The organism is Komagataeibacter rhaeticus (assembly GCF_003207855.1).
Classification (GTDB): domain Bacteria; phylum Pseudomonadota; class Alphaproteobacteria; order Acetobacterales; family Acetobacteraceae; genus Komagataeibacter; species Komagataeibacter rhaeticus.
Genome location: NZ_NKTZ01000002.1, coordinates 95,742 through 110,930, shown reverse-complemented (window position 1 = coordinate 110,930; position 15,189 = coordinate 95,742). Strand labels below are relative to the sequence as shown.

Annotated in this window: 17 protein-coding genes and 1 tRNA gene; 11 read left to right on the top strand and 7 right to left on the bottom strand. The window is 64.9% G+C overall.

Features of this window, described 5'->3' with window-relative positions; translation table 11 throughout:
- Positions 1–2 precede the first annotated feature (2 nt).
- Together leuD and leuB are read left to right on the top strand one after the other, a co-directional pair.
- On the top strand, positions 3–626 hold the full coding sequence (leuD, locus tag CFR78_RS02685) for a 3-isopropylmalate dehydratase small subunit (RefSeq protein WP_007399775.1): 624 nt from the start codon (positions 3–5) through the stop codon (positions 624–626).
- A 77-nt stretch (positions 627–703) separates the two neighbouring features.
- Entirely contained in the window at positions 704–1,822 is a 1,119-nt protein-coding gene (leuB, locus tag CFR78_RS02680) for a 3-isopropylmalate dehydrogenase (protein WP_034933387.1), read from the top strand.
- A gap of 181 nt (positions 1,823–2,003) precedes the next feature.
- On the opposite strand, the gene CFR78_RS02675 is transcribed toward leuB, so the two are convergent.
- Genes CFR78_RS02675 through def form a run of 4 tightly spaced genes read right to left on the bottom strand, consistent with a single transcriptional unit; the run spans position 2,004 to position 4,449 of the window.
- Entirely contained in the window at positions 2,004–2,741 is a 738-nt protein-coding gene (locus CFR78_RS02675; RefSeq protein ID WP_007399777.1) for a response regulator, read from the bottom strand.
- Positions 2,738–3,280 (bottom strand): MarR family winged helix-turn-helix transcriptional regulator, encoded by a 543-nt coding sequence (locus CFR78_RS02670; protein WP_110580975.1) that lies wholly within the window; start codon positions 3,278–3,280, stop codon positions 2,738–2,740. The genes CFR78_RS02675 and CFR78_RS02670 overlap by 4 nt, the downstream gene beginning before the upstream one ends.
- A gap of 18 nt (positions 3,281–3,298) precedes the next feature.
- On the bottom strand, positions 3,299–3,922 hold the full coding sequence (locus tag CFR78_RS02665) for a COQ9 family protein (RefSeq protein ID WP_007399779.1): 624 nt from the start codon (positions 3,920–3,922) through the stop codon (positions 3,299–3,301).
- A complete protein-coding gene (gene def / locus CFR78_RS02660) occupies positions 3,919–4,449 on the bottom strand; it encodes a peptide deformylase (RefSeq protein WP_110580974.1) in 531 nt (176 codons plus the stop codon). The genes CFR78_RS02665 and def overlap by 4 nt, the downstream gene beginning before the upstream one ends.
- A gap of 236 nt (positions 4,450–4,685) precedes the next feature.
- Here def and rpsU point away from each other — a divergent pair, with 236 nt between their 5' ends.
- Together rpsU and CFR78_RS02650 are read left to right on the top strand one after the other, a co-directional pair.
- Positions 4,686–4,889 carry a 30S ribosomal protein S21 gene (rpsU, locus tag CFR78_RS02655; protein ID WP_010506446.1) on the top strand — a complete coding sequence of 68 codons (204 nt, stop codon included), beginning with the start codon at positions 4,686–4,688 and terminating at the stop codon, positions 4,887–4,889.
- Between the two features lie 112 nt (positions 4,890–5,001).
- Positions 5,002–6,384 carry a sensor histidine kinase gene (locus tag CFR78_RS02650; RefSeq protein WP_110580973.1) on the top strand — a complete coding sequence of 461 codons (1,383 nt, stop codon included), beginning with the start codon at positions 5,002–5,004 and terminating at the stop codon, positions 6,382–6,384.
- 21 nt (positions 6,385–6,405) lie between these two features.
- Here CFR78_RS02650 and CFR78_RS02645 read toward each other — a convergent pair whose 3' ends face one another.
- Positions 6,406–6,975, bottom strand: a complete 570-nt coding sequence (locus CFR78_RS02645; RefSeq protein WP_034932987.1) for an outer membrane protein assembly factor BamE — start codon at positions 6,973–6,975, stop codon at positions 6,406–6,408.
- Between the two features lie 184 nt (positions 6,976–7,159).
- On the opposite strand from CFR78_RS02645, the gene CFR78_RS02640 reads away from it, so the two are divergent.
- From CFR78_RS02640 to CFR78_RS02610, 7 genes are all read left to right on the top strand, one after another.
- Positions 7,160–7,690 (top strand): YceD family protein, encoded by a 531-nt coding sequence (locus CFR78_RS02640; RefSeq protein ID WP_034932984.1) that lies wholly within the window; start codon positions 7,160–7,162, stop codon positions 7,688–7,690.
- Between the two features lie 172 nt (positions 7,691–7,862).
- Positions 7,863–8,066, top strand: coding sequence for a 50S ribosomal protein L32 (gene rpmF / locus CFR78_RS02635; RefSeq protein WP_010506434.1), 204 nt, complete (start codon positions 7,863–7,865; stop codon positions 8,064–8,066).
- 165 nt (positions 8,067–8,231) lie between these two features.
- On the top strand, positions 8,232–9,323 hold the full coding sequence (gene plsX, locus CFR78_RS02630; protein ID WP_034932980.1) for a phosphate acyltransferase PlsX: 1,092 nt from the start codon (positions 8,232–8,234) through the stop codon (positions 9,321–9,323).
- An 82-nt stretch (positions 9,324–9,405) separates the two neighbouring features.
- On the top strand, positions 9,406–10,377 hold the full coding sequence (locus CFR78_RS02625) for a beta-ketoacyl-ACP synthase III (RefSeq protein ID WP_007399789.1): 972 nt from the start codon (positions 9,406–9,408) through the stop codon (positions 10,375–10,377).
- Positions 10,378–10,476: 99 nt separating this feature from the next.
- Positions 10,477–10,800, top strand: coding sequence for an integration host factor subunit alpha (locus CFR78_RS02620; RefSeq protein ID WP_034932977.1), 324 nt, complete (start codon positions 10,477–10,479; stop codon positions 10,798–10,800).
- The gene (locus tag CFR78_RS02615) at positions 10,797–11,567 is read left to right on the top strand and encodes a MerR family transcriptional regulator (protein WP_034932974.1); all 771 of its coding nucleotides are present in this window, start codon (positions 10,797–10,799) and stop codon (positions 11,565–11,567) included. Before CFR78_RS02620 ends, CFR78_RS02615 begins: the two co-directional genes overlap by 4 nt.
- A 101-nt stretch (positions 11,568–11,668) precedes the next feature.
- A tRNA-Pro gene (locus CFR78_RS02610) sits at positions 11,669–11,742 on the top strand.
- Positions 11,743–11,863: 121 nt separating this feature from the next.
- Here CFR78_RS02610 and CFR78_RS02605 read toward each other — a convergent pair.
- Together CFR78_RS02605 and CFR78_RS02600 are read right to left on the bottom strand one after the other, a co-directional pair.
- A complete protein-coding gene (locus CFR78_RS02605; RefSeq protein WP_034932971.1) occupies positions 11,864–13,012 on the bottom strand; it encodes an AI-2E family transporter in 1,149 nt (382 codons plus the stop codon).
- A 78-nt stretch (positions 13,013–13,090) separates the two neighbouring features.
- Positions 13,091–15,169, bottom strand: coding sequence for a S9 family peptidase (locus tag CFR78_RS02600; RefSeq protein ID WP_034932968.1), 2,079 nt, complete (start codon positions 15,167–15,169; stop codon positions 13,091–13,093).
- Positions 15,170–15,189 lie beyond the last annotated feature (20 nt).

Here is a 15,189-nt window from a genome sequence, read left to right as displayed (position 1 = left end):
CAATGGATAAATTCACCGTCCTTACGGCCGTCGCGGCCCCCCTGCCGGAAGAAAACATCGATACCGACAAGATCATTCCGGCGCGCTTCCTCAAGACCACAAAGCGCTCCGGGCTGGGCGTGCATGCGTTCGACAATATGCGCTATCGGCCCGATGGCTCGGAAAACCCGGATTTCGTGCTCAATCAGGAACCCTACCGCAAGGCCGGGATTCTGATCACGTATGACAATCTTGGCTGCGGTTCCTCACGCGAGCACGCGCCCTGGGCGCTGCTGGATTTTGGCATCCGCTGCGTGATCGCGCCGTCCTTCGCCGATATTTTCAATAATAACTGCTTCAAGAACGGCATCCTGCCCATCGCCCTGCCGCGCGCGGTCTGCACGCAGCTGATGGAAGATGCCCGCATGGGCGGGAACGCGCGGCTGACGATCGACCTGCCCCGGCAGGTTGTCGTGCGCCCCGATGGCAGCGAAGTGCCCTTCGAGGTTGATCCCCTGCGCAAGAAGCTGCTGCTGGAGGGGCTGGATGATATTGGCCAGACCCTGCAGCACGAAAAGTCGATCACCGCGTTCGAGGACCGCCGCGCCAGGGCGCAGCCGTGGATTCCCCGCATTGTCCTCGACTGAACGGGCCGGGTGGCTTCGTGCTGCCCGCCCTGCGGGAAAAATCATTTAACAAACCGATTATCCGGATGGGAAACGTCATGTCCGCACCCAAGAAACTCCTGATCCTGCCTGGCGATGGCATTGGCCCCGAGATCATGCAGCAGGTCCGGCGCATCATGGACTGGATGGCGCAGGCGCGCGGCGTCCGTTTTGACGTAAGCGAGGACCTGGTGGGGGGCGCGTCGCTGGCGGTGCATGGCCAGCCGATTACCCAGCAGGTGATTGACGCGGCGCGGGCCGCGGATGCGGTGCTGTTCGGCTCGGTGGGGGACCCGAAATGGGCATCGGCGGGGTTTGACCGCCGGCCCGAGATTGCAATTCTCAAGCTGCGGCAGGAACTGGGGCTGTTCGCCAACCTGCGCCCGGCCAAGGTGTTCGATTCGCTGGTCGATTCCAGTACGCTCAAGCCCGATGTCATTCGCGGGCTGGACATCATGATCGTGCGCGAGACGGTGGGCGGCATCTATTTCGGCACGCCGCGCGGCATCGAGACCCTGCCGGACGGTTCGCGCCGGGGCATCAACACCGAAGTCTACACCACGGCGGAAATCGAGCGCGTGGCCCGTGTGGCCTTCGAACTGGCCCGCAAGCGTGACAACCGCGTGTGCTCGGTCGAGAAGTGCAACGTGATGGAAAGCGGCCTGCTGTGGAAGGAAGTCGTGACCGACCTGCATGCGCGTGAATACGGGGATGTGGAACTGAGCCACATGCTGGCCGACAACTGCGCGATGCAGATGGTACGCAATCCGCGCCAGTTTGATGTGATCGTGACCGGCAACCTGTTCGGTGACCTGCTGTCCGACCTGGCATCCATGCTGACGGGCAGCCTGGGCATGCTGCCTTCGGCAACGCTGGGGGCAAGGGGGGCCGATGGCCGCCTGCCCGCGCTGTACGAGCCGATCCATGGCAGCGCGCCGGACATTGCGGGGCAGGGCAAGGCGAATCCGCTGGCGCAGATCCTCTCCTTCGCCATGCTGCTGCGCTATTCCTTCGACATGCAGGCGGATGCCGCACTGATCGAGGCCGCGGTTTCCAACGTGCTGGACAAGGGACTGCGCACGCCCGACATCATGAGTGCGGGCAGGACGGAAGTGAACACCGATGGCATGGGCACCGCCGTGGTGGCCGAACTGGAACGCCTGAGCAAGGCGGCCTGAAAGCTACGGGCTTTCCGTTCTGTGTCAGAAGGGCCGGCATGGCGCACATGCCGGCCTTTTTTGTCTTGATAGATAATAATAAAAGTTTTCGGGCGTCGTTTTTTTTCCAAAAGACAGCGTTCTTGGTGAAGCTTTTTGAAAAAAGCTTCACCAAGAACGTCTTGATGATGTGCCGGATGCCTTAAAGACCGGGCTTGAGCACGTAGCCCTTGCCGCGCACGGTCTGCAGGTAGCGCGGCTCCTTCGGGTCCGGCTCGATGCGGCGGCGCAGGCGGGTGACCTGCACATCCACCGCGCGCTCCCCGATTTCCTCCATGTCCAGTGTCGCCGCGATATCGGTGCGCGACAGGATCTCGTTCGGGTGGCGGGCCAGGACCGAAAGCAGCGCCGACTCGCCGCCCGTCAGGTGTACGATTTCCCCCGCATTGGACAGCAGGCCGCGTACCGGGTCGAATTCCAGCGCCCCCAGCCGCACGATCCGCAGGTTGCTGCTGGGTGCGGGGGGGACGAACCGTCGTAGATGCGCCTTAAGCCGCAGCAGCAGTTCACGCGGTTCGAACGGTTTGGCCAGATAGTCATCGGCCCCGGCTTCCAGCCCGATGATCCGGTCTTCCGGTTCACCACGCGCGGTCAGCAGCAGGATGGGGAAGTCATGGTTCTCCCGGCGCAGTTCCCGTGTCAGTTCCAGCCCGTTTTCCCCCGGCATGGTAATGTCCAGTACCAGCGCGTCAGGCTGCATGAAGCCCAGCACCTGACGCGCTTCCTGCGCGGAGGAGGCTGCGCTGACGCGAAAACCCTGTTCGCTCAGATAGCGTTGCAGCAGGCGGCGCAGGCGGGGATCATCATCTACCACCACCACATGGGCATCCACGATCATGCTGTCACGGGGGGAGGAGGCGTCGCAGGCCGTCTGGATCATGGAGTACTCCGGTCGGGAGGGGGAAGGGCACCGGCAGACAGGCCGGGGCCATCGGATTCATCTATCAACCCGCGCATGACACGGCGAAAACCGTCAACCGCCTTGCCGCCCGCATTGCGGTACACCCGCAGGAGTACGTCACGTTGCAGGGAAAAAAGCCGGTTTTCAATCTCCATCCCGCGCGTGGTCAGGTAAAGCTGCCGCCGCCTGCGGTCCTGTGGCGCGGTCTGCTGGCGGAGCAGCCCCAGCGCCAGCAGTTCACCCAGCGCGCGGTTCAGGCTCTGCTTGGTGATGCCCAGCAGGCCCAGCAGGCCACCGACCGCCAGCCCGGGCTGAAGGGCGATGGCCTGCATGATACGGTAATGGGCGTGCCCCAGGCCAAGGGCCTGCAGTTCCTCGTCTATCAGCGCGTTGAAGGCGCGGCAGGCCAGCATGAGCAGGTCCTGCGCCTGACGCATGTCCTCGTCGCGCAGGAAGAGCAGTTCCACCCCGGCCCCCATGGGCGCGGTGCGGATGGGGGGCGGACGGGGCGGGGCCATGGGGTATGCCTGCTGTGTTCAGGCAATGCGGCCGGTCAGCCGGTTGCGCAGCCGGGTGATGCGCCCGACATCGGCCAGGCGGCGGTCAAGGAATGCCTCCACCGATGCGGGATTGCCCCCGCGTGCAAGCCAGAACAGCAGGGTGGAAACATAGACGCCACTGAGCGTGACACGCTTGGTCAGGAAGGTGATGCCGGTGGAGGTATCGGCCGCCGCCTGCCAGATGGCGTTCACGCTCCGGCCCAGCGCACGGGCAAGGATGCGGGCATGGGTGGGCACCATAAGCACCACCAGCGCCTGGCGTATGGCCATGCGGTAAGGGGCCGCGCGCTCCAGCCGGAACAGGATGGCGGCGCGCACCCGGCGGCTGATCTTGCGGCTGCGGAAACCGCCTGAGGCGGCCAGCATCTCCCGGTCCATCAGATCGAAGCAGGCTTCGGCCACCTGCGCCACGCCTTCGGGGAACACAAGATCCGCCTCCGCCCCCAGGCATGCCCGCAGCAGTGCCGGAGTCCATGGCGTGCTGCCGGCGCGGGGATCGGTCAGGAACCGGCGCAGCAGGTCATCACCTTGTGGTGAATGCTGGAGTGCGGGCGGCACCAGCGCGGAGGTGGCGGCCGCGACAAGCAGGGAAGGGTTCATGTGCGCTCTCCGTAACGTGCCATTTCGCTGTCAAAGCCCATGCGGCCCAGGTCGGGCATGCGCATGGGATAGAGAATTCCGTCAAGATGGTCGTATTCGTGCTGCAATACATTGGCCAGGAAGCCCGATGCAATGCCATGCACCGGCTGCCCCTGCCCATTGATCCCCCGATAGGCGATGCGCCGGTAGCGGGGCACCCAGCCACGCATGCCGGGAATGGACAGGCAGCCCTCCAGCCGGTCCACCATTTCCGTATCCACGGGGTCCAGCACCGGGTTGATCAGGGCGGCGGGCGGGCATGGCGGGTCGTCCTCACCCGCGCTGCGGCCAGGGGGCACCTGATAGACGAACAGGCGCAGGCCATGATGGACCTGCGGGGCGGCAAGCCCGGCACCCTGCGCATCCAGCATGGTCTCGATCATGTCCGCCACCAGCGTGCGCAGGGCGGGAGCCTGCGGATCGGTTACCGCGCGGGCGGGCTGGAGCAGCACGGGATGGCCCATGCGCGCAATCTTGAGCAGCGTCATGAAAGGAAACACCCTTCCTGTTTTGGGGAACATGTATATGACAGCGTTGGCGTGCAAAGCGGAGCACGAAATTCATTTGCCCCCTGCGGGAATGATTTGTGTTGCCGGGCATGAGTGTGATATAGGTGCGGCCCGTTTGGGAATCGCACGAAGGGAATGGCCTCGGGCGGACGTTCCCCAAGTTTCAGTTTCATGGCTCATCCATACCGGATGGCAGATCAGGAGTTGACGACCCAGTGCAGGTTCTCGTTCGTGACAACAATGTTGATCAGGCCCTCAAGGCCCTCAAGAAAAAAATGCAGCGTGAAGGCATCTTCCGCGAAATGAAGCTGCGTCGCCACTACGAAAAGCCGTCCGAGCGCAAGGCGCGCGAGGCTGCCGAAGCCGTGCGTCGCGCCCGCAAGATGGAGCGCAAGCGCCTGGAGCGCGAAGGCTTCTAAGCCCGCGCGTTATCGGGATAGGATACGGGTCTGACCCGCAAGGAACCGGCTTTCCGCAAGGGAGCCGGTTTTTTCGTGCCCGAAAAAAGGAAGCAGCGGAGAAGGTCAAGGCATGGAGTCTCCCCCCGCCATGGACAGCGCGCAGCCCCGCTGGCGCCGGGTGCGTGAACGGCTGGTCCGCCGCATCCTGCCGCGCTCGCTGCTGGGGCGCATGCTGCTGATCGGGTTCATCCCGCTTCTGGCCACGCAGGCCATTTCGCTCGAACTGTTCTATGGGCATTACCTGCAGGTCGTCTCGCGCCGCCTGTCGGGGGACATGGCCACCACCATTTCCATGACGCTGGACATGCTCGAACGCTATCCGGCCCCCGCTGACAGGCAGTGGATACTGGAGGATGCCGGCCGCCGGGCGGGTCTGGTCATGACCCTGCACGCGGGCGAAAGCCTGCACAGAAGCGGTTCCAACCACGTTCTTGGCCCGATTGACGAGGATCTGGCCCATGACCTGCAGGCCGCCGTGCGCTGGCCCACCTTCGTGGACTGGAAGCAGGCGCACCACCGGGTCGTGATTGCGGTGCAGACACCGATTGGCGTGCTGCAGGTCGTGGCACTGCGCAAGCGGCTGGTCGTCGCGCCCGTGTGGCTGTTCGTGGCATGGGCGTCAGGCAGCGCGCTGCTGCTGTTCCTGATCGCGGCGTTGTTCATGCGCAACCAGGTGCGCGCCATAAGGCGGCTGGCGCGGGCGGCGGAACTGTTCGGGCTGGGACGCGATACCGTGCCCATCGTGCCCGAGGGCGCGCAGGAGATCCGCAAGGCGGCGGTTGCCTTCAACCGCATGCGTGACCGCATCAACCGCTTTGTGGAACAGCGCACGACCGTGCTGGCCGGTGTCTCGCACGACCTGCGCACGCCCCTGACCCGCCTGCGCCTGTCACTGGCCATGCTGCCGCGCGCGGGCCGGGTAGAGGCCGCCGACCTGCAGCCCGACATTGCCGACATGATTGGCGATATCGGGGAAATGGAGCACATGATCGAGGGCTACCTGTCCTTTGCGCGGGGGGAAGGTGCTGAAATGCCTGCCGTGATCCGGGTGGAGGACATGTTCGAGGAAATCGTGGCCACCCTGCGCCGCATGGGCGCGCAGGCGGCAGTCCGGTCCATCACGCCCGCGGGGCTGAGCATCACCGGACGGCCCAATGCCCTGCGGCGCGTGCTCAGCAACGTGGCGGAGAACGCACGCCGGCATGCGGACCGGATTGTCTTTTCAGCCGAGAGCGGGCGCAGGCAGGTGGTGCTGTATGTGGATGATGATGGCTGCGGGGTGGAGGAGGCACGGCGTGAGCACGTCTTCCGTCCCTTTGAAAGTGGCGCCGCGGGGGGAACCGGCCTGGGACTGGCCATAGCACGGGACATCATTCACGTCCATGGGGGGCATATCGGACTGGAGTCCAGTCCGATGGGGGGCGCGCGGGTCCGTATCGTGCTGCCCGTCTGAACGGGCAGCGGGGTCAGGCAATCAGGGCAGGCTGTTGCCCGACCCGCCATGGCCGGGGCCGCCGTTCATGCTGTTCATCGGACCCATGCTGCCGCCATAGGTACTGGTCATCTGGCTGAGCGGGTTGTAGCGGCCCACATTGCCCAGGATCTGCTGCATGATGTTGATCTTGGTGCCGGGGGTGGGGGTGCGGCCCGCCGCCATGGTCACGTAGCGGGCATCGTTCTTGTGCAGGCTGCGCAGGTTGCGCAGGATACCGTTCTGGTCAAAGGTCAGGACCACGACGTCCTGCTTGCGGACCTGCGGAAAGCTGATGGGGACAAGCACATGGGTCATCGAGACGTAGATCCATGTATTGTCGTCAAACGTGGCGCGCCCGGTGGGGGAACCCAGCGCATCCATCACGTCCGAGCGTGACGTCTCGCCCACCTTGAGCTTGTTGTAATCGTCCGCCTCGACCAGCGAGCCGCGCTGGACCACGCTGGGCTTGAAGACCGAACACCCCGACAGCGCCACGCCTGCCCCGATGACAGCGCACCAAAACAGGCGTAATGAACGGGGGCGGGGCATGGTGTCCTTGGGTGACCGCATGGTCCGGATAATATCCTGAAATAAGGGCATGGCGCGTAATGATGTTCGTCTTTCCGGTGCCCCATCGGGGAAATGAAGTCAATCACCGATCGCCCCGCCGATGGAAAAACACGGCGATCCGATGCTCTTTCCACCCGCTTGCACGCCGGTGGGGGGTATCCACGCACGCGCAGGAGTAGAAAACATGGATGCAGAATTTTCCCGCCCCCTTGCCGTGGGGCGCATCCCGGCCCGTGGCATGGAGACGGTGGTCGAGGCATCGGATGCGGAATGCCGCAGGCTGGCCACCCGGCTGGGCATTCCCGGCCTGCGCAACCTGTCGTGCCGTTACCGGCTGGCGCCGGGGCGGGATGGGGAGGTGCTGGCCGAAGGCTGGCTGACCGCCCATGTGACACAGGAATGCGTGGTCAGCCTGGAACCGTTCGAGGACGTGCTGGCGGAATCGTTCACCGTGCGCTGCATTCCCGCCGAACGCTTCCGTGAGGATGACGAGATCGACCCCTTCAGCGTCGATGAAGTCCCCTACGCGCGCGACAGCATCGACCTGGGGGAACTGGCGACGGAAGAACTTTCGCTGGCGCTGGACCCGTATCCGCACAAGCCGGGCAGCCGGATTCCGGCCGAATTTGCCGGCACGGAAGAGGCCGAACCCGAAGAATCCACGCGCAGGCAGCCTTTTTCCGCTCTGGCCGAGTTGAAAAAAAAGCGGAACTGACGCAAGGAAGAGCACGACAGAGGGGGGCGCTGGCCGTAAACCTTGCACGGGGTCTCTTGCGCAAGTGTGAATGGTCTGCTAGAGCGCCCCCCTCAATTATTGATAACTGACCGGTGTAACGCCACGAGGGTGTGCCTGCCGGTTGTGATCCAGATCGGAGGGGCCCAGGCCCATGGCTGTACCCAAGAGAAAAACCTCCCCGTCCCGTCGTGGCATGCGTCGCAGCCACGCGGCGCTCAGTGTTCCGGCGCATGCGGAATGCTCCAACTGTGGCGAACTCAAGCGCCCGCACCATGTCTGCAGCCATTGCGGGCATTATGACGGCCGCGAAGTCGCATCCGCCGGCAAGGCGCTGAAGACGGCGGTCCGCGCCTGATAACAGGGCGCCACTGGCGTCGTTACCCGGTCACGGCGCGGTCCACGGGGGCCGCGCCGGTGGGCGCCCCCGGGCCGTCCTGTCCGGGGGGCGCGGGAGCGGGGTCATGCCAAAGTGTATGGCCCGCATCTTGCGCGTTCCTTTCCTACCCGGCACAAGACGAGCATGAGCGAGACAGGTTCCTCCCTTCCCGAGACTGGGCCCTACACCCTTGCCATTGACGGCATGGGCGGGGATGGTGGTCCGGAAGTTGTAGTGGCCGGACTGGCGATTGCAGCAGACCGCCATCCTTCGGCCAGAATCCTTCTGGTGGGGGATGAGGCGAAGTTGTCCGGCCTTCTGGCCCGCCATCCGCGCGCGGCCGCCATCTGCACAATCCGGCCGGCGGCATCATCCATTCCCATGGACATGAAGCCCACCGCGGCCCTGCGCGTACGCGATTCGTCCATGCGGCTGGCCATGGACGCGGTTGCCCGGGGGGAGGCGCAGGGCGTCGTTTCCGCGGGGAACAGCGGTGCCATGCTGGCACTGGCCAAGATTGTCGTCAAAACCCTGCCCGGCATAACCCGCCCGGCCATGGCCGCCATAAGCCCCACCACGCGGGGGGATGTGGTCATGCTGGACCTTGGGGCGAACGTATCGTGCGACTGGCGTAACCTGGTGGAGTTCGCCGTGATGGGCGAAGCCTTTGCCAAGGCGGTGCTGGGGCTTCCCGCCCCCACGATCGGGCTGCTCAATGTGGGGTCCGAGGAACTGAAGGGCGACGAGCGCCTGCGCCAGGCGGCCGAGGTGCTGCGGGGCAGCCCGCTGGCCCGCCAGTTCCATGGCTTTGTGGAAGGCCACGACATTACCGCCGGTACGACCGATGTGGTGGTGACGGACGGCTTTACCGGCAACGTGGCCCTGAAAACCGGCGAAGGCGCGCTGAAAATGGCGTTCACCCTGCTGCGGCAGGTCTTTACCGCCAACCTGCTGGGCCGGATTGGTTACCTGCTGGTGCGCCCCGGGCTGGAACGGATGAAGGAATGGCTTGACCCGCGCCGGTACAATGGCGCCGTGTTCGTCGGGCTGAACGGTGTTGTGGTCAAGTCCCATGGCGGCACGGATGCCGAAGGCTTCGCCGCCGCCGTGGATGTGGCGATGGACATGGTCACCCACCGCTTTACCGACGGGATACGTGAACGCCTTGCCCATATGGAAAGCCTGACATCCGTCAAGGCAAGCCCCGACCAGTCGCAGGCGGTTCCTGCGTCCTGACCCTGTGGCATCCGGTATGGTGGCAGGCGGCCCTGCCTGCGCCCACCTGCGCATGTGAGATGATATTGGTGGAAAGACAGGCATGACGGCGAAACGCGCGCTTCTGTCCGGGTTTGGTGGTTACCTGCCGGAGCGGATCGTTACAAATGATGAACTGGCGACCGGACTCGATACATCCGATGAATGGATTCGGGCCCGCACCGGCATCAGGCAGCGCCACAGGGCGGGCGAAGGGGACACCGCCGTCAGCATGGCGGCCCATGCCGCCCGGCAGGCGCTGGACTATGCAGGCGCCAGCCCGGACGATGTGGATGCGGTAATCGTTGCCACCAGTACGCCGGACGAAGCCTTTCCCGCCACCGCCGTGCGCGTGCAGGCCGCACTGGGCATGACCCGTGGATTCGGTTTTGACCTGGCGGCCGCGTGTTCGGGGTTCATCTTTGCGCTTTCCATGGCCGATTCGCTGATTCGCAGCGGGCAGGCCCGTTCCGCGCTGGTCATTGGCAGCGAAGTCTATTCCCGTATCCTGGACTGGTCGGACCGGGGCACCTGCGTGCTGTTCGGCGACGGGGCGGGGGCGGTATTCCTGACCGGCGCCGGGCCGGAGGATGGTGAGGCGGGCATCCTGTCCACCCACCTGCATTCAGACGGACAGTACGGCGACCTGCTGTATGTGGATGGCGCCACGGGGCAGCATGACAGGCCCGCCCACCTGCGCATGCAGGGGCGTGATGTGTTCCGCCACGCGGTGGCCAAGCTGTCCTCTTCGGTTGACGAGGCACTGGCGGCCAATGGTCTGGGCCATGCGGACGTGAACTGGCTGGTGCCGCACCAGGCCAACCTGCGCATCATTGATGGCGTGGCCCGCAAGCTGGACCTGCCGCCCGAACGGGTGGTGGTGACGGTGGACCGGCATGCCAATACCTCGGCCGCCTCCATCCCGCTGGCGCTGAACGAGGCCGTGCGCGACGGGCGGATCAGGAAGGGTGACCTTGTGCTGATGGAAGCACTGGGGGGTGGCCTGACATGGGGGTCTGCGCTGGCGCGGCTCTAATGTCGTTTCGGTACCACATTGAAAAGGGTGGGCAATAATCTGCCTGCCGTTTTGCCACATTCAATTGACGTTGCGGGCGGGCATGCATAACGTTTGTGCATGAGCACCGTGACGCGCGCCACTCTGGCAGAACAGATATATGATCAGGTCGGCCTGTCCCGCCATGAATCCGCCGATATTCTGGAAGATATTCTGGAGCGGATGGTACGGACACTTGAAACCGGCGATACCCTGAAAATTAGCGGATTCGGCACCTTTTCTGTCCGGCAGAAGGGGCAGCGGACGGGGCGGAATCCCAAGACGGGCGTGGAGGTGCCGATTCTTCCGCGCTCCGTTCTGGTTTTCCGGCCCAGTCAGCTGCTTCGTGCCCATGTCAATGGACAGGCCGGCGGGGAAAACCTGCCGGAAGGAGATGACGAATGAGCATGCAGGATCATCCGGAAGGGACCATGCCCGCCGGGGTGGCGTATCCGGAACCCGATACGCTGCCGATCTATGAAGTCGCGCGCGAACTGGGGCTGGCGCAGCATGTCATGCGTATGTGGGAAGCGCGTTTTCCACAGTTGCGCCCGCTGCGTGGGCCGGGGGGGCGGCGTTCCTACCGCGCGCACGATATCGCGGTGCTGCGTCAGATAGCCAACCTGCTTTACGTCAAGAAGCTCTCCCTTGCGCAGGCCCAGGCGGAGCTTGCCCGCAGCCAGCTTGCCAACAGCACACTCTCGTCGGCCCCGACGCTTGAGGCTGTAATCCCGGCAGTGGAATCCGGGTCGTGTGATGCCATCCCGCCTGCTGGCATGCTGCCGCCTGTCCCGCCGCATGAGGCCCCGGCTGCGCCACTACAGGTGGAGATCCCGGCCGTGGCGGCCCCCATGCTGGTCGTGGAACAGGTTACAGCCGTGACGGAAGTTGTGCCCGCTCCTGTCGCGGCGGAAGACGTGGCTTCTGTCCCTGCCGCAGCACGGCCCGCTGCTGGCGACGAAGCGGCGGCGGGGACGGAGCCGGCCAGTCGTCCCGCAGCCATCATGCCCGTGCAGGCGGACATGGCGGACAACGAAGACGCGGAACCCCCGCTTGAGCAGCTTGTCATGATCGAGCTTGAACGCCTGCAGGCGGAAAACGCGGTGCTGCGTGACAGCCTGCGCGGCGTGCTGGTGGAACTGCAGGCCCTGCGTGAAATGGTGCCGGTCTGAAAATGGTGCCGCTCTGACCAGACGGTTTTTTTTCATTTTTGGTCAGAACATCCCTTGCGGTCCCCCCCGGTGGCTGCTACACCCTGCCCATCGCAGACAGGCGGGCAGTAGCGCAGCCTGGTAGCGCATCAGTCTGGGGGACTGGGGGTCGTGGGTTCGAATCCCGCCTGCCCGATATCCCTGTCTGCGATAGAATTTTCCGTAAGGAAACAGTCAAGGCATCCTGAAAGGGATGCTTTTTTTGTTTATGTGCCTGGGTGGGCGGCCGGTTGCGGTTCCGGCCCCATGGGCACGCGTCAGTAGCGTGCCCGGCTCCAGTTCAGCCACAGCATGTGCAGCACGGCCATGATGGCAGGGCCGACAAACAGCCCCAGCAGGCTCCAGCTTTCCGCCCCGCCCAGAATGCCCATCAGCACCCACAGGAAGGGCAGCTGCGTCGTGCCGCCGATCAGGGCGGGACGCACCAGGTGGTCCGCCAGGAAAATCACCGCCAGCCCGAACAGGACAATGGCCACCGCCGTCAGTACCGCGCCGGTATTGACCAGCAGCAGCAGGGCCACGGCGCCAATGGCAATCAGCGCGCAGAAGGGAATCATGGCGGCAATGGCCGTGATCACCCCGAACAGGAAGGGATGCGGGGCGCCCGCCACCAGATAGGCAAGGCCCATCAGCATGCCTTCGCCAATGCCCACCAGCACCAGCCCCGAGACCGAGCCGTGGACGGAGGCGATCATCTGCAGCGCAATCCGTTCCCCGCGCTTGCCAAAGGCCCGGCGTGAGACATTGAGCGACTGGCGGATGACCGCATCCCCGTCCTTGAGCAGGAAGAACAGGGTCAGGATGGCAAAGATGAACAGCAGGCCCCGATGCAGCACCTGTGAGCCGAGCTGCTGGGTGACCTTCATGCCCTGGCCGATATTCATCGAGCCGAGCAGGGCCGAAATGTCTGCCGGGTCCTTCAGGTGGTCGTTCCACCATGTTTCGATCGTCTGCTGGCCATAGGGCAGGCGGCTGATCCAGGGGGGCACCGGAATGCCGGAATGCCGGGCATCATTGAGCAGCCGGAGCACGCCTTCGGCCTCCCGCCCGGCTTCCAGGCCGAACAGCGCCAGCGGGCCAAGGAAGATCAGGGCAATGGCCAGGGTGAAGGCGACCGGCAGCATGGCCTGGTGCGCGCGTGAGGGCCACCGCTGGCGTGCACGCGCATAAAGCGGCCAGGAGGCGATGGCGAAGATGCACCCCCATATCAGCGATGGCAGGAAGCCACGCACGGTATAGAGTGCCAGCAGCACGAAAAACAGCGCCAGCAGGGCGCGCGCCACGCGCTGGGTGCGCTGTGTCTCGCTGAACGAGCGGAAGATCCGCATTGTGGAGACCGTTTCCGCTTCCACCTCCACCCCGGGCGCGGGCATGCGATCCTGATCCGCGTTGTGGGGGTCTTTCATGATCGTTCCTCTGGAAAGCTGGCTCTGTTCTGTCGGCGGGCCGGTCTTCACGCAATCGTGCCCACTGGGATAGTCTTCCTATTTTGGCGGTGCCGTTTCAACGGCCCACAGGGCAAAAGCGTGGATCAGTGCCGCTTCTTTCAGTGAATCGAAGCGCCCCGTTGCGCCCCGGTGGCCCGCTTCCATGTTGGTGCGCAGCATGATGGGCCGGTCCGAACGGTTGTGGTCACGCAGGCGGGCCACCCATTTTGCCGGTTCCCAGTAGGTGACGCGCGGGTCGGTCAGCCCACCCATGGCCAGTATGGCGGGATAGGCGCGGGGGCCGACCTGCTCATAGGCGGCGTAGCTGGCAATCAGGTCATAGGCCTGCGCGTCTTCCAGCGGGTTGCCCCATTCGGGCCATTCCGGCGGGGTAAGGGGCAGGGACGCGTCGGACATGGTGTTGAGTTCATCGACAAACGGCACCACCGCCACGATTCCGGCAAACAGGTCAGGCCGCATGTTGGCGATTGCCCCCATGACCATGCCCCCCGCCGAGCGCCCATCGGCCACGATGCGGCCGGACGCGCCGAAGCCTGCATCGGCCAGCGTCGTGGCGCAGGCGATGAAATCGGTGAACGTGTTGGGCTTGTTGCGCCCACGCCCGCCCAGGAACCAGTTCCATCCCTTTTCCGACCCGCCACGCACATGGGCAATGGCATGGAACCAGCCCCGGTCCACCAGGCTGAGCGCGCGGGTGGAAAAGACGGGATCAATGGCATGGCCATAGGCGCCATAACCGTACAGCAGCAGCGGGGCGGACCCGTCAATCGGCGTATCATGGCGGCCCAGCACGGTTACCGGCACCTGTTCCCCATCGGGCGCGGTGGCCATGAGCCGCCAGCAGCGGTACTGCGCGGGGTCATGGCCCGAGGGCACTTCCTGCTGCTTGAGCAGTTGGTCCGCTCCCGTCACCATGTCGCGCGCATGCCACTGTCGCGGCGTGGTGGGGGACTGGTAGACATAGCGCAGTTCGGTCGTGTCGTATTCATACCCGCCGCTCAGGGTCAGGTCATAGGCGGCCTCGGTGGGTTCCAGTGCCCGGATGCCGCCTGCATGGTCGCGGATGATGATGCGGGTATTGGCGTCGCGCCGTTCGCGCCATGCGATATGGCCGGACCATACCATGCAGTCGGTTATGTAGCGTCCGGGTTCATGGGGCACGAGGTCACGCCAGTTCGCCCGTTCGGGCGCGGTGTCGGGGGCCTCCATGAGCCTGAAATCATCCGCGCCATCCGCATTGGTCAGGATGATGAAGCGGCTGCCCTGATGGTGCAGGCCGTATATCAGCCCGCTCTGGCGCGGTGTCGCGCAGACGGGGGGGGCCTGCGGGTCATGGCCGGGCACCAGCCAGGCTTCCGAAGTATCATGGTTGCCGGTGGAAATGATGATCCACCCGCCCGAGCGCGTGGCCTCCACGCCCACGAAAAAGCCGGGATCGGGTTCTTCATAGACTAGCGTGTCGGCCTCTTCCCCGATCCGGCGGCGGTAGACGCGCGCGGGACGGCCATGTTCGTCGCGCCAGACCCAGAACAGGAACCGGCTGTCGGGGGAGAAGACGAACGCGCCGCTGCAGTTGTCCACGGTCGGGATGATGGTAGACTGGCCATCCAGATGCCGGATGCGGATGCGGTAGATCTCGGACCCCTGGGTGTCCTCCGCATGGGCGAACAGGGTGTGGTCGGGGCTGTGGGTGGCGGCGGCAACGGCGTAATAGTCGTGCCCCCGTGCGGCGTCGTTCACGTCCAGCAGCACCTGCACGGCCTGCGCATTGCCGGCGGGGTAGCGTCTGTAGAGCGGGTACTGCGCCCCCGCGCTGTAGCTGGTCTGGTAAAAAAACGGGCCGTGCGGCAGGGCGGGATAGGTGTCGTCCAGCTGCATGCGGCCCTTCATTTCGGCCATGAGCTGGTCCTGCAATGCCTCGGTGCCGGACAGGACGGCGTGGGTATAGGCGTTCTCGGCACGCAGGTGTTCGGCAATCTCGGGGCGGAGCAGGGCCGGGTCGCGCAGGACGTTCTGCCAGTTGTCATCCTTCATCCACGCATAGTCATCGTGGCGGGTGCGGCCAAGCTGCGTGATGGTGTGGGGGATCTTGCGGGGCTTGGGGGGGCAGGTCATCACGGGGTCCTTGCGCGGGG